General features: G+C 33.6%; 17 protein-coding genes. 15 read left to right on the top strand and 2 right to left on the bottom strand.

Features of this window, described 5'->3' with window-relative positions; genetic code table 11:
- The first annotated feature begins 29 nt into the window (after positions 1 to 29).
- From ACFX5E_RS06110 to ACFX5E_RS06055, 12 genes are all read left to right on the top strand, one after another.
- Entirely contained in the window at positions 30 to 2,231 is a 2,202-nt protein-coding gene (locus tag ACFX5E_RS06110) for a patatin-like phospholipase family protein (RefSeq protein ID WP_379854299.1), read from the top strand.
- A gap of 235 nt (positions 2,232 to 2,466) precedes the next feature.
- Positions 2,467 to 3,624, top strand: a complete 1,158-nt coding sequence (locus tag ACFX5E_RS06105) for a homogentisate 1,2-dioxygenase (RefSeq protein ID WP_379854298.1) — start codon at positions 2,467 to 2,469, stop codon at positions 3,622 to 3,624.
- 48 nt (positions 3,625 to 3,672) lie between these two features.
- Positions 3,673 to 4,125 (top strand): IS200/IS605 family transposase, encoded by a 453-nt coding sequence (tnpA, locus tag ACFX5E_RS06100; protein ID WP_379854297.1) that lies wholly within the window; start codon positions 3,673 to 3,675, stop codon positions 4,123 to 4,125.
- A gap of 80 nt (positions 4,126 to 4,205) precedes the next feature.
- The gene (hppD, locus tag ACFX5E_RS06095) at positions 4,206 to 5,366 is read left to right on the top strand and encodes a 4-hydroxyphenylpyruvate dioxygenase (RefSeq protein WP_379854296.1); all 1,161 of its coding nucleotides are present in this window, start codon (positions 4,206 to 4,208) and stop codon (positions 5,364 to 5,366) included.
- A 293-nt stretch (positions 5,367 to 5,659) separates the two neighbouring features.
- Positions 5,660 to 6,430 (top strand): DUF3108 domain-containing protein, encoded by a 771-nt coding sequence (locus ACFX5E_RS06090; RefSeq protein WP_379854295.1) that lies wholly within the window; start codon positions 5,660 to 5,662, stop codon positions 6,428 to 6,430.
- Positions 6,430 to 7,365 carry a tryptophan 2,3-dioxygenase family protein gene (locus ACFX5E_RS06085; RefSeq protein ID WP_379854294.1) on the top strand — a complete coding sequence of 312 codons (936 nt, stop codon included), beginning with the start codon at positions 6,430 to 6,432 and terminating at the stop codon, positions 7,363 to 7,365. The genes ACFX5E_RS06090 and ACFX5E_RS06085 overlap by 1 nt, the downstream gene beginning before the upstream one ends.
- A 20-nt stretch (positions 7,366 to 7,385) precedes the next feature.
- On the top strand, positions 7,386 to 8,606 hold the full coding sequence (locus ACFX5E_RS06080) for a M23 family metallopeptidase (protein WP_379854293.1): 1,221 nt from the start codon (positions 7,386 to 7,388) through the stop codon (positions 8,604 to 8,606).
- A 174-nt stretch (positions 8,607 to 8,780) separates the two neighbouring features.
- Positions 8,781 to 10,433, top strand: a complete 1,653-nt coding sequence (gene pgi, locus ACFX5E_RS06075) for a glucose-6-phosphate isomerase (protein WP_379854291.1) — start codon at positions 8,781 to 8,783, stop codon at positions 10,431 to 10,433.
- A gap of 330 nt (positions 10,434 to 10,763) precedes the next feature.
- Positions 10,764 to 14,111, top strand: a complete 3,348-nt coding sequence (locus ACFX5E_RS06070; RefSeq protein WP_379854290.1) for a TonB-dependent receptor — start codon at positions 10,764 to 10,766, stop codon at positions 14,109 to 14,111.
- A gap of 52 nt (positions 14,112 to 14,163) precedes the next feature.
- Positions 14,164 to 15,201 carry a fasciclin domain-containing protein gene (locus ACFX5E_RS06065; RefSeq protein ID WP_379854289.1) on the top strand — a complete coding sequence of 346 codons (1,038 nt, stop codon included), beginning with the start codon at positions 14,164 to 14,166 and terminating at the stop codon, positions 15,199 to 15,201.
- 149 nt (positions 15,202 to 15,350) lie between these two features.
- Positions 15,351 to 15,773 (top strand): hypothetical protein, encoded by a 423-nt coding sequence (locus tag ACFX5E_RS06060; RefSeq protein ID WP_379854288.1) that lies wholly within the window; start codon positions 15,351 to 15,353, stop codon positions 15,771 to 15,773.
- A gap of 83 nt (positions 15,774 to 15,856) precedes the next feature.
- On the top strand, positions 15,857 to 16,339 hold the full coding sequence (locus tag ACFX5E_RS06055; protein ID WP_379854287.1) for a septal ring lytic transglycosylase RlpA family protein: 483 nt from the start codon (positions 15,857 to 15,859) through the stop codon (positions 16,337 to 16,339).
- A 1-nt stretch (position 16,340) separates the two neighbouring features.
- Here ACFX5E_RS06055 and ACFX5E_RS06050 read toward each other — a convergent pair whose 3' ends face one another.
- Positions 16,341 to 16,808 carry a CYTH domain-containing protein gene (locus tag ACFX5E_RS06050; RefSeq protein ID WP_379854352.1) on the bottom strand — a complete coding sequence of 156 codons (468 nt, stop codon included), beginning with the start codon at positions 16,806 to 16,808 and terminating at the stop codon, positions 16,341 to 16,343.
- A 317-nt stretch (positions 16,809 to 17,125) separates the two neighbouring features.
- Here ACFX5E_RS06050 and ACFX5E_RS06045 point away from each other — a divergent pair, with 317 nt between their 5' ends.
- The 3 genes from ACFX5E_RS06045 (at position 17,126) to ACFX5E_RS06035 (ending at position 20,960) form a co-directional block, all read left to right on the top strand.
- Positions 17,126 to 19,207: a recombinase gene (locus ACFX5E_RS06045; RefSeq protein WP_379854286.1), complete on the top strand. Its 2,082-nt coding sequence runs from the start codon at positions 17,126 to 17,128 to the stop codon at positions 19,205 to 19,207.
- A 55-nt stretch (positions 19,208 to 19,262) separates the two neighbouring features.
- Positions 19,263 to 20,345, top strand: coding sequence for a DNA polymerase IV (gene dinB, locus ACFX5E_RS06040; RefSeq protein WP_379854285.1), 1,083 nt, complete (start codon positions 19,263 to 19,265; stop codon positions 20,343 to 20,345).
- 96 nt (positions 20,346 to 20,441) lie between these two features.
- Complete coding sequence (locus ACFX5E_RS06035; protein ID WP_379854284.1) at positions 20,442 to 20,960, top strand: PAS domain-containing protein; 519 nt, start codon at positions 20,442 to 20,444, stop codon at positions 20,958 to 20,960.
- 45 nt (positions 20,961 to 21,005) lie between these two features.
- On the opposite strand, the gene ACFX5E_RS06030 is transcribed toward ACFX5E_RS06035, so the two are convergent.
- Positions 21,006 to 21,776: a Bax inhibitor-1/YccA family protein gene (locus ACFX5E_RS06030; protein WP_379854283.1), complete on the bottom strand. Its 771-nt coding sequence runs from the start codon at positions 21,774 to 21,776 to the stop codon at positions 21,006 to 21,008.
- Positions 21,777 to 21,903 lie beyond the last annotated feature (127 nt).

Below are 21,903 nucleotides of genomic sequence, written 5' to 3'. Positions count from 1 at the left end.
ACCATTCATAATATACCAAATTGCTGCTTATGAAGAAGATTGCTCTATTATTCATTATTTTTTCTATGAGTTTGACTTTGTTTGCACAAGAACAAAAAAAACCTAAAATAGGGTTGGTTTTAAGTGGTGGAGGTGCCAAAGGGTTTGCACATATTGGAGTTTTGAAAGTTTTGGAAGAATCAGGAATCAAGATTGATTATATAGGAGGAACCAGTATGGGAGCGATTGTTGGGGGATTGTATGCTTCAGGATACAATGCAAGCCAGATAGATTCTATTTTTCAGTCAACAAATTTTGATGAATTATTAAACGACTTCATTCCACGGTCATCCAAAAATTTCTACGAAAAACGGAACGATGAATTATACGCATTAGTATTGCCTTTTAATAAATTTAAAATTGGAATCCCCGAAGCCTTATCAAAGGGTATGTACAATTATAATTTATTGACCAGACTGACAAAACACGTAAGGCATGTCAGGGATTTTAACCAGCTTCCAATTCCTTTTTTATGCATAGCGACCAATATAGAAACGGGAGAAGAAGTTTTATTAGATAAAGGCAATTTGGCGCAAGCTATGATCGCCAGTTCCGCATTTCCGTCTTTGTTTTCTCCGGTAGAAATTGATGGAAAATTGCTGGTTGACGGAGGTGTTTCTAATAATTATCCTATTGAACAGGTAAGAGAATTGGGCGCTGATATTATAATTGGTGTAGATGTTCAGGATGATTTATTAGACAGAACGCAACTTAAAAACGCGACACGAATTTTAGTCCAAGTTACAAACCTTCATTCAATTGAAAGAATGAAGCAAAATATAAAAGAAACTGACATTTACATAAAACCAGATATTAAAGGATTCGGCGTTATTTCCTTTGACAAAGGGAAAGATATTATTAGAACAGGGGAAGATGCAACATTTTCTGTTTATGAAAAGATAAAAGTTCTTGTTGATGAGTCTAATCCATATAAAAAACCGAAACTAAAAACGGAAACCGATAGTTTGCAAATTAACGACATAAATTGTAATGATTTGGACAATTATACAAAAGCCTACGTCATTGGAAAATTAAGATTTAAGCCAGGAGCAACAACCGATTATAAAGGTTTGCTAATGGGGATAAATAACATTAATGCAACTCAAAATTTCAGTGCAATATCGTATTCATTGGATCCTAGTAAAAATGGGGACGACTTAAATATAAGCTTAAAAGAAAATACCACTAAATCCTATCTGAAATTTGGACTGCATTATGATGGTTTATTTAAAAGCGGTGTATTAGTTAATTTGAGCCGTAAAAAAACGTTGTTCAAAAATGACATTGCATCATTGGATGTGGTTTTGGGTGATAACTTTAGATATAATTTTGATTATTATATTGAAAATGGATTTAATTTAAGCCTTGGTTTTAAATCACAATTCAATCAGTTCAATAGAAACGTAACGAGTGATATAAGCAGCATAGATTTAGCCTCTTTGGGGATTAATTCTATCAATGTGGACTTTTTAGATGTTACCAATCAAGCTTATTTTCAATCTTTATTTGTCCAGAAATTTTTAATAGGTGGAGGGATTGAATACAAGTTTTTGAAAATCAACTCGGAAACTTTATCAAATATTAATCCTATAATTGACAAGAGTAATTACACCAGTGTTTTTGGATACATGAAGTACGATTCTTTTGACAATAAATATTTCCCTAAAAAAGGATGGTATTTTTCGGGTGACATCCAGTCCTATTTGTTTTCCTCAAATTATACCGGGAATTTCAAACCTTTTTCTATCGCGAAAGGAGATTTCGGGATAGCGGCAACCCTTTTCAAAAACGCCACATTTAAATTTCAAACGGAAGCAGGTTTTTCTTTTGGTAGTGACAGTGTTGCTTTTTTTGATTTTATTTTAGGGGGATATGGCTACAATATGATAAATAATTTCAGGCATTTCTATGGATATGATTTTTTAAGTATTGCTGGAAATAGTTATATTAAATCCACAGGAACCATAGATTATGAGTTTTATAAAAATAATCATGTCAATTTTTCGTTAAATGTCGCCAACATTGGGGACAGGCTTTTTGAAACTGTCGATTGGATCTCAATTCCCAAATACACGGGCTACGCAGTAGGATACGGATTAGAAACGATAATTGGTCCAGTAGAAATTAAACATTCCTGGTCGCCTGAAACAGGAAAAGGATATACGTGGTTTAGTGTTGGGTTTGTGTTTTAATTGTAATTTATTTCAATAATAATTCCGATATTTGTTATTATGAAAACAACTTGGACCGGTTTATTAGGATATCTGCAATTTCTTATCAAGAGAAATCCTGAATAAGAAATCAACTAGATAATTAGAAAATGAGATAATTAGGCAATTCCTGAAATAGGAATAAGTTTAATTTCTGAAGTTTTTAATTATCTCATTTTCTAATGGACTTATTTTCTAATTATCAAATTATCAGATCATGCCTTTATATCATAAATTGGGAAATTTCCCCCAAAAAAGACACACACAATTCGAAAAACCAAATGGCGGTTTGTATTACGAACAACTATTTGGAACAGAGGGTTTTCATGGCCATTCCTCTTTACTTTACCATGTTCATAGACCAACCCAAATAAAAGAAATTACAAAATCGTATTCGGTTGAACCAAAAATCGCCATTGGCAAGAATATAAAATCTTTATTACTCAAAGGCTTTGAGTTAAAACCCGAAGATGATTTCCTGGACAGTCGCAAACCAATGCTTGTTAACAAGGACTGTACGATAGGACTCGCTGCGCCAAGACAATCTTTGCGGAATTATTTCTATAAAAATGCCGATGCCGATGAAATGATTTTCATTCACAAAGGGAAAGGAAAATTGCGTACCATGATGGGAAATATTCCTTTTCAGTACGGAGATTACCTTATTATTCCACGCGGAATGATTTATCAGATTGATTTTGAAACATCAGAAAACAGACTTTTCTATGTCGAATCTTTCGCTCCATTTTATACGCCAAAAAGGTATAAAAATGATTCAGGACAGCACTTAGAGCATGCTCCGTTTTGCGAACGTGATTTTATTTTGCCAACAGAGTTAGAAACGCATGATGAAAAGGGCGATTTCCTGATCAAAATCAAAAAAGAGGGAATGATTCATGAAATAATCTATGCAACACATCCTTTCGACGTTGTGGGTTGGGACGGCTACAATTTTCCTTATGGATTTAGCATTCACAATTTCGAACCAATAACAGGGCGCGTTCATCAGCCGCCACCAGTACACCAAACTTTCGAAACTTCGACTTTCGTGGTTTGTTCTTTCGTTCCAAGGTTGTACGATTACCATCCAAAAGCCATTCCGGCGCCTTATAATCACAGTAATATAGACAGTGATGAGGTTTTGTATTACGTAGACGGTGATTTTATGTCACGCAATAATATCGAGCAAGGTCATATCACATTGCACCCAAAAGGAATTCCTCACGGACCGGCGCCAGGAGCTATGGAACGCAGCATTGGTCAAACCATAACCCATGAATTAGCCGTAATGGTGGATACTTTCCGTCCATTAATGGTAACCGAAGAAGCTATGGGACTTGACGACGGACAATATTATAAATCTTGGGTAGACTAGGAATGGGTTTTAACCCATTCATTATAGATTTTTAAAAAACAACAATATATGTCATTTATAAAGGTATATATTCATTTTGTTTGGAGTACAAAAAATAGAGAGCCGTTTCTAGCAACGAAGGAATTTAGGGAAAAGGTTTGGAATCACATTTTAGAAAATGCAAGAGAAAAAGGAATTTTTATGGATTTTGTAAATGGTTATGAGGATCATTGTCATTGTTTAGTTTCGTTAGGATTGGATCAATCAATTCAGAAAGTAATGCAGTTAATAAAAGGAGAATCATCTTTTTGGATAAATAAACAAGAAGAATTTAAACCAATTTTAAAAGAGAAAAAATTTGAATGGCAAGATGAGTATTTTGCTGTGTCAGTTTCAGAATCTATAGTTGATAAGGTTAGGAATTATATAAAAAATCAGGAAGTCCACCATAGTAAAAAATCTTTTCAAGAAGAATATGATGAGTTTATTGATAAATGTGGGTTTCAAAAATTAAAAAATTAAAATTTGGCTAAAGCCAATTCAATAACAAATATTTTGCCTCCAGATAAATCTGGAGGCAATTCAAAAAACAAATAAATACCATGTCAAAAGAAATAAAATCAGTAGAATACGGACTAGAAAAAATATTTGAAGGAGCGCAAGATTTCCTTCCTTTATTAGGAACCGATTATGTGGAATTCTACGTAGGAAACGCAAAACAATCCGCACATTATTATAAAACCGCTTTTGGTTACCAATCATTAGCTTATGCAGGATTAGAGACTGGAGTACGAGACAGAACATCTTATGTGCTAAAACAAGATAAGATTCGCATCGTATTAACCACGCCCTTGACGCAGGATTCGCCAATACACGAGCATTTAAGAAAACATGGAGACGGTGTGAAAGTGGCAGCACTTTGGGTAGAAGATGCAACAAGCGCTTACGAAGAAACGATGAAACGTGGTGCGCGCTCTTTTATGGAGCCAACAATGGAGAAAGATGAATTTGGAGAAGTAGTACGTTCTGGAATTTATACCTACGGCGAAACCGTTCATATTTTTGTAGAACGCAAAAATTACAATGGCGTTTTCCTGCCAGGATACAAAGAATGGAAATCCGATTACAATCCGGAACCAACAGGATTAAAATATATTGACCACATGGTGGGTAATGTTGGCTGGAATGAAATGAATACGTGGGTTAAGTTTTATGAAGATGTAATGGGATTCGTAAATTTCCTTTCTTTTGATGATAAACAAATTAATACCGAATATTCAGCCTTGATGAGTAAAGTGATGTCTAATGGAAACGGAAGAATTAAATTCCCAATCAACGAACCAGCCGAAGGAAAGAAAAAATCACAAATCGAGGAATATTTGGACTTTTATGGTGGACCTGGAATTCAGCATATCGCCATTGCAACAGATGATATTATTAAAACGGTATCGCAATTGAAAGCAAGAGGAATTGAATTCTTATCTGCCCCTCCGCATACTTATTACGAGGCTATTCCGGAACGATTGGGAGAGCATATGAAAATGATGAAAGAAGATTTGAAGGAAATCGAGAAACTAGCGATAATGGTCGATGCTGATGAAGAGGGGTATTTATTACAAATATTTACGAAACCAGTACAAGACAGACCAACGTTGTTTTTTGAAATTATTCAGCGAATGGGAGCCAAAGGTTTTGGTGCGGGTAATTTTAAAGCACTTTTTGAGTCAATTGAAAGAGAACAAGCATTGCGAGGAACGCTATAGAAACGCATTTTTTTTATATAATATGAAATTTTAACCGACGAACGACCTGTTTGTTTGTGTAATTTGTGTTAAAGTGTATTTTTTACTAAAAAATACTGGGTTTGTTAATTACCTTTGCACTCGCAAAACAGGAAGGGGTGGTTTCCTTCCTAAATTGATATAAATTTCATAATTTATAGTTTTTTGGTTAGTTAATAGCATAAAAACTCAGTCATTATTTGACTGAGTTTTTTTGTTTTAATATATTTGGAACAAAATTTGCAGTTACGGTCAATAATCTGACAAAAAAAGCAATGAAAAAAATACTAATACTTCTAATACTTGTTACAACTGTAAGTTTTGACTCTCCTAAAAAAGATGCCTACGATGTGGGTGAATGGTTTAAATTCAGAATCCATTACGGTATTGTGAATGCTGGCTACGCAACTTTGGAAGTTAAAGACGCAACTGTAAAGAGCAAAAAATCTTTTCATGTGATCGGGAAAGGATACACCACCGGAATGTCTCGATTTTTCTTCAAAGTGGATGATTTATATGAAAGCTACATAGATAAAGAAACAGGAAACCCGCATCAATTTGTAAGAAAGATAAACGAAGGAGGTTATACTAAAAATCAAGAAGGTTTTTTTGACCAAGTCACAAATCGAATTCTGGTTAAAGATTATAAACATAAAGAGGAGAAAACGCTTATCATTCCAAAAAACACCCAGGATATATTATCCGCCTTTTATTATTTAAGAAATTACCCAAGTATTGATAAATTAAAGGTTGGGGAATCAATAGCGATTGATATGTTTTTTGATAATGAAACTACAAAGTTTAAGTTAAAATTTATTGGACGTGAGGTAATTACAACTAAATTTGGCGATGTTCCAGCTATTGTTTTTAGACCTTTAGTTCAATCAGGACGTGTTTTTAAAGAACAGGAAAGCCTAACCGTTTGGGTTTCAGACGACGATAATAAATTACCATTGCGAATTAAAGCAAGTCTTGCTGTAGGATCAATCAAAGCAGATTTGGACGCATTCAAAGGATTGAAGAGTCCGTTTAAAATAAAAAAATAATGATTAGTAACAGTATTACGGAAGAAATTTTAAAAGAAATTGAGCTTAAATACCAAGCAATAAATCAAAAAACGGAGACGCAACTAGAAGGATTACTTTGGTCTAAACCAATTACTTATTGGGATTATATTCAAACGGATGCATTATTAAATCTTCAAACTCAAAGAACAACTCTTCCGGACGAAATGGTTTTCATCATGTATCATCAGGTAAACGAACTGATATTTAAAATGATACTTTGGGAAATGAACCAAATTTCATACGCACAAAACATTGAAACTGATTTCTTTACCGAAAGGTTAATGAGAATCAGTCGGTATTTTGATATGCTGACCACTTCTTTCAGTATTATGGGAGACGGAATGGAAGTAGAGCAATACATGAAATTTAGAAATACGCTTACACCGGCAAGTGGTTTTCAAAGTGCGCAATACCGATTAATAGAATTTTCTTCTACAGATCTAATAAATCTGATTGATCACCGTTTTAGAGAGACGATTGACAGAAACACTCCTTTTGAATTTGCTTTCGAACATTTGTATTGGCAAGCTGCCGGTAAAGATTACCACACTGGGAAAAAATCATTTTTGTTGGAGGAGTTTGAAAGAAAATACAAAAAGATGTTCTTAGGCCATATGGAAGAATACAACACCATAAATATTTGGCAAAAATTCAAGCAACTTCCGGATGCAGATCAAAGAAATCCAGAATTAATTAAAGCCATGCGTCATTATGATCATACCGTAAATATTACTTGGGTGATGCAACATCTGAATACGGCAAAGAAATATATTGATCAAAGTGGCAAAGGAAGCGGAGAAGCGACTGGTGGAAGCGACTGGAAAAAATACATGCATCCAAAATACCAAAGAAGAATATTTTTCCCTGAATTATGGTCAGCTGATGAGTTGGCGACTTGGGGAGAAGAAAAATAAATTACAAAATGAATTACAGTTTGAAAAAAGTATTAACTATCATCATAGTATTATTTTCATTAGTATCGTGCAAGAAAACCGAGGTTACATTTGAAGATGAAGTTATAAAGCCAGCATCCAAAAAAGTTGAATTTGGATTTAAATATTCTGATTTTAATGTGATTCAGGATACGATAAAAAAGGGAGACACTTTTGGTACTATTATACAAAATCAAAATATTGGCAATAGAGAAGTATTTGATATTGTTAAAAAAGTAAAGGACTCATTTGATGTGAGAACTATTAGAATTGACAAACATTACACTTTACTTAGATCCAAAAATAAAACTAATAAATTACAGGTTTTTATTTATCAGCCCGATGCATTGCATTATTATGTTGTTGATTTACGGGATACAGCCGTAGTTGCTTATAAAAAAACCTACCCTCTTACTTTTAAGCGTCGTACCATTGGTGGATTGTTAAAAGGTTCTTTGTCTGAGACTTTAGAAAATGCTAAAGTAGAAGGTTCATTGGCAAGTAAAATATCTAAAATTTATGCGTGGTCAATAGACTTTTTTAAACTTAAAAAAGGGGATCGATTTGGAATTACTTTTAAAGAACGATTTATAAATGACACGGTATATGATGGTGTTGAAGGGCTTGAAGCGGCATTTTTTGAATACAAAGGAAAAATTATTTATGCCTTTCCCTATGCTCAAAATCCGTCATCGGGTAAAATGGAATATTATGATGAAGATGGAAAAACACTTAAAAATTTCTTTCTTAAAACACCTATAAAATTCAGTAGAATTTCTTCTCGATTTTCAACTAATCGATTTCATCCCGTGCAACATAGGTGGAAGGCACATAAAGGAACAGATTACGCTGCATCATACGGGACGCCTATTGCTACCACAGCTGCCGGGACTGTAGAACAAACGGGTTTTACTGCGGGTAACGGAAATTTTGTCAAAGTAAAACACAATGGCACCTATTCAACCCAGTATTTGCACATGTCGAGAATTTTGGTTCGACGTGGTCAACATGTTAATCAAGGACAAGTCATAGGCCGGGTTGGGAGCACCGGCTTAGCAACAGGTCCGCACGTGTGTTATCGTTTTTGGAAAAATGGGGTTCAGGTTGATGCTTTAAGACTTAAATTACCTAATGGTGAACCGATGAACGGTAGCGATAAAAGTCGATTTTTAAAGGCGATTGCTCCTTTGAAATGGGAATTAGACAGCGTTTCTAATTTGTAATTTAGTTAAATCTATTGATTACAGTGTTTTATGGAAAATCTTGGATTGCAATACAGAACTTTATGTATTCAGCGTTTTTGTGATATATTGTTATATAATTGTAAACGCATTTTTCATTAAAACTAATTTCAGTATTTTTGCCAAAAACTAAATAAAACTACAATCCAAACAGAAATGGCTTTAAATACGATAAACCCAACAGAAACAGTTGCTTGGCAAAAACTTGAATTGCATTATAACGAAATGCAAAAAGTGTCCATGCAAGAAATGTTTCAATCCGATACTTCAAGAACAGAAAAATTTAACTTGAAATGGAATGATTTTTTAATTGATTATTCAAAAAACATAATCACTCCGGAAACGATTGCATTGTTGCTGGAATTGGCGGATGAAGTTGGACTTAAAAACGCAATCAAAGATTATTTTGATGGAGGGATTATCAACCAAACAGAAAATAGAGCGGTACTTCATACGGCTTTAAGAGCCAAAGAATCAGCGGTTATAAATGTTGGCGGTAAAAATGTTGTTCCTGAAATTTATGAGGTTAAAAACAAAATAAAAGCTTTTACAAATGAAGTTGCTTCTTGCAAAAGAACCGGATTTACGGGAAAACCTTTTACGGATATTGTAAATATAGGTATTGGTGGATCGGATTTAGGACCTGCTATGGCGGTTGAAGCATTGCAATTTTATAAAAATCAACTTAACGTTCATTTTGTATCAAATGTTGATGGGGATCATGTAAATGAAATTATCAAAAAATTAAATCCTGAAACCACTCTTTTTGTTATTGTTTCCAAAACATTTACAACACAAGAAACATTGACTAATTCTGAAACGATCAGAAAATGGTTTTTATCCCGAGACTTCGGGACAAAACAAGAAGATGTTGCTAAGCATTTTGTTGCGGTTTCTACCAATATTGAAAAAGTAACTGAATTCGGAATAAATCCGGACAATGTATTTCCTATGTGGGATTGGGTTGGTGGACGTTTTTCTTTATGGAGTGCAGTTGGTCTTTCTATTAGCTTAGCGGTAGGATTTGAAAATTTTGACGAATTATTGAGCGGTGCAAATGAAATGGATGAGCATTTTAAAACGGCTGATTTCAATCAAAATGCACCTGTAGTTTTGGCTTTATTAAGTGTTTGGTACAATAATTTTTTTGGAGCCGAAAGCGAAGCCTTGATTCCGTATACACAATATTTACAAAAATTAGCACCTTACTTACAGCAGGGTACAATGGAAAGCAATGGTAAAAGCGTGGGTAGAGATGGCAAGCCGGTAAACTATCAAACGGGAACTATTATTTGGGGGGAGCCGGGAACTAATTCCCAGCATGCCTTTTTTCAATTGATTCATCAGGGAACTAAGTTGATTCCAACTGATTTTATTGGATTTATAAAACCATTGTATGGAGACGAAGATCATCATGATAAGTTGATGTCTAACTTTTTTGCTCAAACGGAAGCATTATTACACGGAAAATCAAAAGAACAAGTTCAGGCTGAATTTGACAAACAAGGACTGCCCGCTGATAAAGCAAAATTTCTTTTGCCATTCAAAGTTTTTACAGGCAACAAACCAACGAATACTATCTTAATACAAAAATTGACCCCCAAAACCTTAGGTTCTTTAATCGCATTATATGAACACAAGATTTTTGTGCAGGGAATCATCTGGAATATTTTTAGTTTTGATCAATGGGGAGTTGAACTTGGAAAACAATTAGCAAACTCTATTTTAGAAGAAATCAGTACAAAAGAAGTGAAAGATCACGATAGTTCAACTGCTTTTTTATTGAATCATTTTTTGAGGAATAAATAGGCTCTATTTTTTATTTTGAAGGAATTTACCAGAAACCCCTGATTTCATTAGAAAATCAGGGGTTTCTCTATATAAGTGTCTAAATGATAGTTTTTTGAATAGCTGTTTTCTTGATTTTTTAATTTTTTCCAAGTGTTATTTTTTTATGAAATTATTAGTATAAATTAAATATATATAAATTAAATATATTTTTTTAACAATTTAAATAAGAAAACAATTTATTAGTAATATAACTAGGCTAAAAACATACTTTCTTAACGTTGTGTTAACTTTTCAAAGTAAAAATGTTATATTTTTGCCAATAATTAATAAATTAAACAAAAAACAAAAATGAAAAGAATTATTTTTATTTTGATTATTTTTTTATCAGTTGTTGGTCATGCGCAGGTTACTACTTCCGCTATGTCTGGGACTGTTAAATCTAGCGCTGGTGAAACCCTGCCGGGAGCTTCGGTTGAGGTTGTTCACAAGCCAACTGGAACTAAATACTTTTCGACTACAGATTATGATGGAGGGTATGCAGTTCAGGGACTTAGACCAGGGGGGCCTTATACTGTAAAAGTAACTTACCTTGGTTATAAAACAACTGAAATCACAGAAATTAATGCTCCCCTAGGAAGTAATTTAACGGTTAATGTTGTAGTTCAAGAGCAATCAAATACATTACAGGAAGTGATCGTCGTTTCGACTAAGTCAAACGGAGCTTTCAATAAAGGAAAAACTGGAGCATCGCAACAATTTTCTAACAGAGAGCTTACTGCTATTCCTGTGACAGGATCAAGATCAATTAATTCAATCACAAAGTATAACGCAAATGCTGGTGGTGGAGGTTCTTTTGGAGGGCAAGATTCAAGATTAAATAATTTTACAATTGACGGATCTGTTTTTAACAATGGTTTTGGACTTGGATCTGATGCTCAGGCTGGAGGAAGAACAGGTTCTACTGCGATTTCATTAGATGCAATTGAGCAATTACAAGTTAGTGTAGCGCCTTTTGATGTTCGCCAATCTGGTTTTACAGGAACTGGAATCAACGGTGTAACTAAAAGTGGTACAAATGAAATTGAAGGTTCTGTTTATACATCTACAAGAAGCAATAAAAAAGAGTTTGTAGGAACTAAAGCTGGGCAAATTAGAATTGTACCTGCTAAATTTGATGAGAATATTTGGGGAGCTAGAGTTGGTGCGCCAATCATAAAAGATAAATTGTTTTTCTTTGGAAACTTCGAAACAATAAACAATATTAGCCCAGCGACAACATGGACTTCTACAGGTTCTACGCAACCAAGTGGACAAGTATCTGCTCCTAATTTTCAACAAATGCAGGATCTTTCTAATTTTCTACAAGAGAAATTTAATTATACTACTGGTCCATGGGAAAATTATGATGCTGAAAGAATATCTAAAAAATTCTTAGCTAAAATTGACTGGAACATTAATGACAACAACAAATTTTCGATTCGTTATGTTCATCATGATTCTTCTTCTGATGAATTAACTTCTAATTCAAATACTTTAGGATTTGGTAATAGAAGAACGAATGTAAACTCTATGTCTTTCAAAAATTCTGGATATACAATACAAGATAACACACGATCTATTGTTGTGCAATTAGATAGTAAATTGTCTAATTCATGGAGTAACAACTTTATTGGAGGGTATGACAAACAAATTGAAGATAGAGGTTTAATAGGAGGAGGTTTGTTTCCAACTATTGATATTAAAAACGGTACAGCTCCTGCAGCTGGAGGTGCAGTAGGTAACTTAAACTTTATTTCAGCAGGTTTGGATCCTTTCACACAAGGAAATTTATTGAACTATTCAACATTACACTTTACCAATAATTTGACTAAGACCATAGGAAAGCACTCTTTATTATTTGGAGCAAATTATGAGCATTTTAAGTCAAGTAATTTGTTTTTCTCTGGTTCTAATGGAGTTTTTATTTTCAATTCACTAGATGAATTTTATCTTGCTGCAAAAGAATCTATTGCCCTGAACGGAGCTCCTTCGGTAAATAACTTGCCTGTACGAACTCAGTTTAGATATTCTGCTGTTCCAGGCGGAGTTGATCCATTCCAAATCTTAAAATCGGACAAAATTGATTTATATTTTCAAGATGATTTTAAAGTTAGCGATCAATTAAAAGTGACTATGGGTATAAGAGCAACAAGAGTTTCTTTTCAAGACACTGCGTTAGAGAATCCTATCGTTACTGGTTTAACTTTTGCTGACGGAGCAAAATTCAATACAGGTGACATGCCGAACTCTCAGTATCTTTTTGAGCCAAGAGTTGGTTTCAATTTAGATGTTACTGGTGATGCAAAAACAATAGTTCGTGGAGGTTCAGGATTATTCTCAGGAAGACCACCATTAGTGTTTTTATCTAATGCAATTGGTAATAACGGAGTTCTTACTGGTTTAGTTGATGCAACAGATTCTAATGTTGGTTCTGGAGGATATGGTTTTACTGTAAATCCAAGTCAGTACTTTACACCAGCAACTCCTACTTTACCTGCTACAATAGATTTGGCATTCACCGATAAAAATTACAAATTTCCACAAGTTTGGAAAACTACGGTTGCTTTAGATCAGAAATTACCTTTAGGTTTTACAGGTACTATTGAAGGGATTTTTAGTAAGAACATTAATGAAACTGCATATTCTAACGTAAATTTTGAAAATCCAGTAGGAACGCTTAATGGTCCTGATAAAAGACCATTGTTTGCTGGAAATGATAATGGATTACGTATCAATAATAATGTGATCAATGGTATTCTATTGAGCAATACGGATAAAGGGTATTTTTATTCTACTACTGTTAAGTTAGAGTATCCTTATAAAAAAGGATTATGGGGTTCATTTGCTTATACGCATTCAGAAGCTAAAGATTTATTGTCTCCAGGATCAACAGCATCAGGAAGTTGGAATGGAGTTCGTTCCATCAACGGTAATAATGATCAACAATTAAGTTTGTCTAACAACAACACACCACACAGAATGGTGGGTATTTTAGGGTACAAAATTCAGTATGGTGGTAAATTTGGCGCTGCAACGTCAATCAACTTAGGATATATTGGTGAGCAATCTAGTTCTTTTAGTTATACATACGGAGGTGATTTAAACGGAGACCGTGGAAATCAGAATGATTTGTTATTCGTGCCTAATAAAGCTAGTGATTTGCGTTTTGTACCAATTACTCAAACTTTAGGAGGTTCTTCTATTGTTTTATACACTGTAGCAGAGCAAGAAGAGGCTTTTGAAAAATACGTTAATCAAAACAAGTATTTGTCTTCAAAAAGAGGTCAGTACGTAGATAGAAATGAGAATTTATTACCTATGTTACACAGAGTTGATTTATCTGTAACGCAGGACTTCTTTATTACAATTGGAGGTAAAAAGAATAGTTTCCAGTTCAGAGCTGATATCTTAAACTTTACAAATTTAATAGATCGTACTTGGGGAGTTTCACAAAGAACTACAGTATCAAATGGTGCTTTGTTAGTTGTAGCACAAGCGCCAAGTGCTGCTAATAATTTCATACCAGGATATCAAATGGCTTTTCAAACTGATAATCAAGGAAGAAGATTTTTAGCAAAAGATACTTATCAAAAAAATGCATCTGTATCTGATGTTTGGCAAGCTCAATTTACATTAAGATATACTTTTGGAAATTAAAAATAGTACTATTACAATCACACAAAACACAAAACATTTAATAAAAAAAATCATGAAAATAAAAAATCAAATTCTGTCTTTTGTAGCCATTTTAGCTGTCGCTCTTGCGACTTTCTCATGTTCAACTGATGAGCCTAAAGAGGTTACTCCTTTAAAATCTATTGTGGAAATAGCAAAAGCAGATCCAGCAAATTTTAGTATTTTAGTAGATGCTTTGAAGAAAACCGGATTAGAAACCACTTTAACTAGTGCTGGATCTTATACGGTGTTTGCACCTACTAATGCTGCTTTTATCGCTGCAGGTTATACTAGCACAAGGATTAATAATTGGATAGTTCCTGCAAATAATACTGACATTGCAACTCTTAGATTAATTTTGCAAAATCATGTAGTTGGTATCGGTACAAATTCAGTCGATCTATTAGCTGCTGGGTACACAAGAACTTTTGCCTCTGTAAGAGTTCCATCATCAGGAACTACATCAGTAAACTTAAACGTTTTTGTAAATACTGTTGGTACTGACGTTTTAGTAAATGGAGGTGTTGCTAATGGAGGTGCTAAAGTTACTACTGCTAACATAGTTGCAAGTAATGGATTTGTACATGTTGTTGATGGTGTTATTTTATTGCCAACAATTGTTAGCCATATTAAAGCAAACCCAAATTTGTCTTCATTATTAACTGTAGTATCTTCTACTCCGCAGGCTTCAGTTTTAACTACACTTAATGGTGCTACTGCTGCCGCTCCTATCACAGTTTATGCTCCAGATAATGGTGCATTTACAGCTGCGACTGCAACAGGTGGTTATTTAGTAGGTAAAACGGATGCTCAAGTAACTACTATCTTGAGATATCATTTAGAAAATGGAAATAGAACTTCAAGTTCAGCAACTTCATTCACTGCATCTACCGCTACAGCTGATGTTTCAGTGGCAACGTTGTTTACTAATAATAGATTTACAATCTTGTTGGGAACAGTAAAGATTAAAGATATTGTGGGAACAACTAATGCTACAATCAAAGTAACCAATATTCAGGGAACTAATGGTGTAATCCAAGTAATCGATAAAGTATTACAACCATTTTTGTAAGACTATAATCTAAATTTTATTAACTGCCCAAAATAAGTTTTGGGCAGTTTTTTTATAAATATTAATTATTCAACCACTTTAGCTTTTAGCAATAAGTGGTTTTTTTTATGCCTTTTTTTCTTATATTTGTTAAAACAAAAACAAGTTATATGTACGAATTTATTCAAAAATTTCATTCTGGGTGGGCTTATTTAGCACTTTTAGTATTAGTGGTTGCAGTGGTTAATTCACTTATTGGAATGTTTTCCAAAAAAGAATTTACTGCAAAGGATAGAAAAATCGCTTTGTTTGGATTAATAGGAATACACATGCAATTATTGATTGGATTAATTCTGTATTTTGTTTCTCCATTGGGTTTCGCATCTTTCGGGCAAATGTCAGATAAAGCATTGCGATTAACTTCATTAGAACATCCATTAATCAATATTATTGGGATTGCCTTGATTACAATCGGATGGTCTAAACATAAAAAATTGATGACAAGCGAATCAAAATTTAAAACGGTTTCTATTTTTTATGGTTTAGGATTGCTCCTTATTTTGAGTAGAATTCCATGGTCTATGTGGTTTTAAAAATCTATTAAAGCTCTAGAAATGGAGCTTTTTTTTATCTAGGTATGGTTTTTGTAAAATAGGATTAACTAAAAGAAGATTATATGAGAAAATTAATTACATTGTTTTTTTTACTAGCAATTATAGGTTTAGTCAGCAGTCAAAGCCGTGGTTTAAATAAACAAAAAGCTGCAGTACAAAAGGACTCGATTAATAAAAGTAAAATGGCTCTTGGTCGTCAAGAAATTATTTCAGATACTTTACTAATAGAAAACGGGAAATTTAAAATTTATAAAACGAACGCTCACGCTTCCTATTATGCTGATAAATTTAATGGAAGAAGAACAACAAGCGGCAGAAGATTCGATAATAATAAATATACTGCAGCACACAAAAAATTACCTTTCGGAACAAAAGTGAAAGTGACCAATGAAGCTAATGGTAAGTCAGTAATTGTAGAAATCACCGACAGAGGTCCATTTGTAAAGTCAAGGGAAATTGACCTGTCGAAAAGAGCTTTCAAGGATATTGCTTCTCGTAGAGACGATGGGGCAATGCAAGTGACAATTGCAGTTTTGAATAATTAGATCACCACTTTTTATAAGGATGATTACTTAAGTAGGAATTATAATATCGTCTATCATTTGTAACCTCTTCGCCTAACCAATTGGGTTTTTCGAAAGTTTCAGTTTCAAAATCAAGTTCGATTTCTGCCATAATCAGGCCTTCGTTTTTACCATAAAATTCATCGATTTCAAAAATGTGGTTGCCTATTTTTACTTCATAGCGAGTTTTGTCTATAACTCCTTTTTCACACAAAAGCAGTAGTTTTTTGGCTTCGTCAACAGGAATTTCTTTTTCCCATTCAAAACGGGACATACCGGTGTCGTTAGATATGCCTTTTATGGTTAGATAGCCTTTGTCTCCTTTAAGACGCACTCTTACCGTACGTTCAGGAACCGAACATAAATAACCTTGCGCAATATGATTTTGAGTAAAAGCGGCTGCCTTAAACGAATTGTTTAAAACCAGGAATTTCTTTTCTATTTCGATCATTTTCATGCTAAACTTATTTTGATATTTAGAACTATTCCCGCTATTGATTATAATCCCGATAATTATCGGATTCAAACAAAACAGTTTTTAGATCTGAGATTTTAACTCCTGTTCCAGCTAATTTCGTATTTCAAAGGTATCAAATATTTTTGCGCTGATTAGTGATAATATCCATATTTAGTATAAAGTCGCTTTTGCCAGATTGATTCTAGTAATTTTTTAATTTTCTGTTGCAACTTAGAGAATCGTTTTTTATGATTAAGTTAATGAAAGTTAATAGGCCAAATTGTACTTTTACAAAAAAGGAGACTACTATAATGAGATTATTTTTCAAAACAAAACCCAAACCCAGACTGTCGGAATTATTATCTTATTATTTTGACGATAATCAGTCTTGGCGTAAAAAAGAAGATGATTTAGAAGTCTTGGTTAGGTTAGTCCAACTCATTAGACCATCAAAAATCAGGAAACTACAGACTATAAACTTACAGGGATTTATTTCTTTTTTGAAAGAAAATGATTCTTGTCGAAAGCAATTTTCCATTTACATTAAAGAAATTTTAAACGATAAAAAATTTAATAAGATTCTTTCTGACGCGGCAATATTACAAGATGTCGATTTTATTTTTGAAGTCAGAAAAAGAATTTTCTCCAAATTCCTGCCTTATCAGCCACAAAAAAACACCTTGGAATACATTCTAAATCAAGTGTTTTATAAAGCTAATGATGCACTTTGGATTAATAGAATAGAATACAATCAGTTAGATGAATTATATGTTCTTTTAGAATTTAAATCAATTTATGAAACCGTAGAACCTAATTCTAGTTTGTCTGAACTGTTGATAGCAATGTCTTTAATTACACAACGGATCAGCGGTCGTGCCATGGAAACCGATGTCCTTAAAATGGTGCCCGAATTTGATGATTTTGAAAGTCCCTTTGGAGCTTTTGAAAAAGAATTGTTTCAAATAGAATCCAAAATTAGAAATTCCGAATCACATTTCATACAACCGGATGATTTGTGCTATGCGCAGGTATTGGTTTTGCATAAACAGTGTGAAGAGTTTGTTGATAAAGCATTTCACAATAGTTCTAAATACGGGATTTCACTTCGAGTAAATCAGAATTTATTAAAAATCAGACAACAATTAAACAGATTAAAACATTTAATTCCGTTATTGATTATTGAAAAAGAAGGAGATAAAAAAACCAACGGAATTGCCTTAGCTTTGCAATTAATCAGTTACAATTGTTACAAAAACAATGTTCGAAAATTTATTGGTGAAAGTACCCAGTTGATTTCTTATGAAATAACGCAACATACTGCAAAGACAGGGGAACATTACATTACAGAAACACGAAGCGAATATTTTAAAATGTTTCGAACCGCATTAGGAGGAGGGTTTATTGTGGGAATATTGTGTATCATTAAGGTATTACTGTCTAAAGCGGATACTAGTTTCTTTGGGCATGCCTTTTTGTATAGTATGAACTATGCTATTGGATTTATCGCCATTTATCTTTTGGGATTTACTTTGGCAACTAAGCAGCCAGCCATGACTGCTTCTGCTTTAATAAAAGCGCTGGAAGAAGGAGAGATAAAACAAGGTAAAGATTCTGAAAAATATCAAGCTTTTGCCATTCTTTTTGCGCGTGTTTTAGGGTCTCAGTTTATAGCATTTGTGGGCAATGTGATTATGGCTTTTCCTATTTCATTACTCGGAATCTGGGTGATTGACTATACTCTAGATTATAATATTGCAGCAACTAAATGGGAAAATTTGCTCGTTGATTTAAGTCCTGTTCATTCCCTAGCGATTCTTCACTCTGCTATTGCAGGGGTTTTTTTATTTTTATCCGGAATCATTTCGGGAAGTGTTGCTAACAGGGATAAACACAATCAGGTTTATTTTCGAATAGCGGAACATCCTGGACTGAAAAGGAGTTTAGGGAAAGTGCGCGCGCTGAAATTGGCAAAGCTGTATGAAAAAAGGTGGGCAGGAATTATATCTAATTTCTGGTTTGGTATTTTTATGGGAAGTATTGGTTCAATTGGTTTGTTTTTAGGATTGAATCTGGATATCAGACATATTACTTTTGCCAGCGGAAATTTGGCTTTAGGTTTGTATGGAGCAAATTATGCGGTTAGTGATACTATGTTATTTTGGGGAATTTTTGGAATCGGTATTATTGGATTGGTCAATTTCATGGTAAGTTTTAGCCTATCTTTGGGTTTGGCATTCCGTTCAAGAGCCATTTCATTATTCGAGTTGAAATTTGTTACAGTCTCCATTTGGAACCATTTCAAATCAAGACCAATCAGTTTCTTTTTTCCGACAGAAAAGAAAAATAAATCAGTAACAGTTGAAAACTATCTGATTGTAGAGGAAAAAGAATAATTTTAGGTATTTTGTAAATCATTTTTTAAGAGACTATTTATACAATTGTTATCCTATGCGAGGTTTAAATCCAAATAGAAAAATCATACACATCGATATGGATGCTTTCTATGCTTCGGTAGAGCAAATGGATAATCCTTTATTGAGAGGCAAACCTGTTGCTGTTGGTGGTTCTGAAAACCGAGGGGTTGTTGCTGCGGCAAGTTATGAAGCAAGGAAATTTGGTGTTCGGAGTGCTATAAGCGGGGTATTGGCAAAAAAGTACTGCCCGGAACTTATTTTCGTCAAACCACGATTTGAAAGGTATAAGGAAATTTCAAATAAGATCCGAGAGATTTTTCATGAATATACGGATTTGGTGGAACCGCTTTCCCTTGACGAAGCCTATTTGGACGTTACCAAAAACAAGAAAGGGAATCCAAGTGCATCTTTATTGGCACAAGAAATCCGATTGCGAATACTTAATGAAACAGGATTAACGGCATCTGCAGGAATATCGGTCAATAAGTTTGTGGCAAAAATAGCCAGTGATTATAACAAACCCAACGGCCAAAAAACAGTTAATCCGGATGAAGTCATTTCTTTTCTGGAAGAATTACCCATTAGAAAATTTTATGGAGTGGGGAAAGTCACTACCGAAAAAATGTATCAATTAGGGATTTTTACCGGAGTGGATTTAAAAAGTAAGCCATTGGAATTTCTTGAGAAACATTTTGGAAAATCAGGAAATTTCTACTTTAATGTAGTGCGAGGAATTCACGACAGTGAGGTTAAATCAGACCGGATAACCAAATCAGTTGCTGCCGAACATACTTTTGATGTCAATCTTTCCTCAGAAATATTCATGATGGAAAAATTAGAAAGCATTGCGATTGCGCTTGAAAAACGATTGAAAAAATATAATATCTCCGGTAAAACAGTCACATTAAAAATTAAATATAGTGATTTTACCCAACAAACCCGCAGTAAAACCTTACCTTATTTTATTTCTGACAAAGGGCTTATTTTAGAAATCATAAAAGAACTATTGTTTCAGGAACGAATGAAAGATTCCGTACGATTATTGGGAATTTCTCTCAGTAATTTGAATACCGAAGAAAAAAAATTCCTCGTAGTACAGTTGAAATTTGCTTTTTAATTCTATAAAGGGCTCGTTCAACAATGGTTAAAACTTCATAATTGTGTTTTTCTTTTTGTAAAAAAAATTACATTTGATCTATATAATAAAAAGATCATGAGCAATTTAAAACAATATGAAGAAGCTATTGTGTACTATAACAGCGGTTTAAGAATTAAATCGCTTCCAATTTTTTCTTCTAATTTTCATTATGAATTTTTAAAAGAAGTAAAAGAATCGTTTCTAGACTTAAACAGTCTCAAAGAAATGGCGGTTAAAAATAGATGGAGACTTTCTTCGGATTGGGATATTAATGCCACAATAAAAGAGGAAGTAATAGTAGTTACAGATGCTAAATTAACGATCGTCTTTGCTTCACATAACATGGTTAAAATGAATGGCTATTTAGTGAAGGAGGTTTTGGGTAAAAGCCCTAAAATGTTTCAGGGTCAAGTCACCGATAGAATTGTTTCAAATGAAATAAATCTTGCAATACAGTCACAGCAGGCTTTTGAAAAAACAGTTTTAAATTATAAAAAGAACGGAGATATATACGCTTGTCTGATAAAAGGATATCCAATTTTTAATTTAAAAGGACAACTCACTCATTATATTGCTTTTGAGAAAGCAGCATAAAAAAACCTTTCTGTAGAGAAAGGTTTTAGTATTTTATTATTGCAACTAGTTTTTGCTGTTCAGTTTTGACAGTAATCTTAAAAACTCAATATACAACCAAACTAAGGTTATCATCAAGCCCATTGCGCCATACCATTCCATGTATTTTGGCATTTTTTGTTCTGTTCCTTTTTCGATTCTGTCAAAATCTAGAAATAGATTTAAAGCAGCGATTACAATCACAAAAACACTGATTCCAATACTCATCATCGAATTACCATGATGAACGGGTACAAAGCTGGTAAACATAGAAAATAACCAAGAGATCAGGTAATAAGTGGCAATGGCAAGTGTAGCTGCAACCACTACCGATTTGAATTGCTCCGTAACTTTTACAATTTTATATTTATACAATCCCAGGCAAACCATAAAAGTTACAAAAGTTGCTCCAACCGCTTGTATTACGATTCCGGGATACATGGTCTCGAAAATTGCTGAAATTCCGCCAATAAATAATCCTTCAAACAGAGCATATCCTGGAGCCAAATAAGGGGAATATTGTGGTTTGAAAGCAGATATAAGAACCAAAACAAGACCTACAACGGCACCGCCTATTGCTGGAACTATTGGGTTCATACCATTAAAAGCCATCCACCAAATCACCAACGCGGAGGCAGTAAGAAGTAAAAAAAGGATGATACTTTTGTTGATTGTTCCTGCCAGAGTCATTTCTTGATTGTGATCAATTAATGTGGCATTGTGAACTTCGTCTTTTCTGGATACTGCTGATGAAAAAGATTTATTATTTAAAAATGGATTTTGCGAATTGAAACTCATAGTTGATAAGATTTTTATGCATCAAATATAAATTTTATTTTACAGAAGAATGTTTATTTATTCTTAATTTTTTTCTGAAAAAAAACCCGTCTCATTTATCTAACGAGACGGGTTTTATATTTGTTTA

This window comes from Flavobacterium xylosi, assembly GCF_042787345.1.
GTDB classification, from domain to species: Bacteria; Bacteroidota; Bacteroidia; order Flavobacteriales; family Flavobacteriaceae; genus Flavobacterium; species Flavobacterium xylosi.
Note: the sequence above shows the minus strand (reverse complement) of the source record. Positions and strands in the feature narration are given on the sequence as shown.

Excerpts from the sequence above, each read along its gene's own strand:
- tnpA (WP_379854297.1), top strand. The coding sequence starts at position 3,673 with ATGTCATTTATAAAGGTATATATTCATTTTGTTTGGAGTACAAAAAAT.
- dinB (WP_379854285.1), top strand. The coding sequence starts at position 19,263 with ATGCGAGGTTTAAATCCAAATAGAAAAATCATACACATCGATATGGAT.
- ACFX5E_RS06030 (WP_379854283.1), bottom strand. The coding sequence starts at position 21,776 with ATGAGTTTCAATTCGCAAAATCCATTTTTAAATAATAAATCTTTTTCA.
- ACFX5E_RS06085 (WP_379854294.1), top strand. The coding sequence starts at position 6,430 with ATGATTAGTAACAGTATTACGGAAGAAATTTTAAAAGAAATTGAGCTT.
- hppD (WP_379854296.1), top strand. The coding sequence starts at position 4,206 with ATGTCAAAAGAAATAAAATCAGTAGAATACGGACTAGAAAAAATATTT.
- ACFX5E_RS06090 (WP_379854295.1), top strand. The coding sequence starts at position 5,660 with ATGAAAAAAATACTAATACTTCTAATACTTGTTACAACTGTAAGTTTT.
- pgi (WP_379854291.1), top strand. The coding sequence starts at position 8,781 with ATGGCTTTAAATACGATAAACCCAACAGAAACAGTTGCTTGGCAAAAA.
- ACFX5E_RS06070 (WP_379854290.1), top strand. The coding sequence starts at position 10,764 with ATGAAAAGAATTATTTTTATTTTGATTATTTTTTTATCAGTTGTTGGT.
- ACFX5E_RS06060 (WP_379854288.1), top strand. The coding sequence starts at position 15,351 with ATGTACGAATTTATTCAAAAATTTCATTCTGGGTGGGCTTATTTAGCA.
- ACFX5E_RS06035 (WP_379854284.1), top strand. The coding sequence starts at position 20,442 with ATGAGCAATTTAAAACAATATGAAGAAGCTATTGTGTACTATAACAGC.
- ACFX5E_RS06110 (WP_379854299.1), top strand. The coding sequence starts at position 30 with ATGAAGAAGATTGCTCTATTATTCATTATTTTTTCTATGAGTTTGACT.
- ACFX5E_RS06105 (WP_379854298.1), top strand. The coding sequence starts at position 2,467 with ATGCCTTTATATCATAAATTGGGAAATTTCCCCCAAAAAAGACACACA.
- ACFX5E_RS06045 (WP_379854286.1), top strand. The coding sequence starts at position 17,126 with ATGAGATTATTTTTCAAAACAAAACCCAAACCCAGACTGTCGGAATTA.
- ACFX5E_RS06055 (WP_379854287.1), top strand. The coding sequence starts at position 15,857 with ATGAGAAAATTAATTACATTGTTTTTTTTACTAGCAATTATAGGTTTA.
- ACFX5E_RS06065 (WP_379854289.1), top strand. The coding sequence starts at position 14,164 with ATGAAAATAAAAAATCAAATTCTGTCTTTTGTAGCCATTTTAGCTGTC.
- ACFX5E_RS06050 (WP_379854352.1), bottom strand. The coding sequence starts at position 16,808 with ATGATCGAAATAGAAAAGAAATTCCTGGTTTTAAACAATTCGTTTAAG.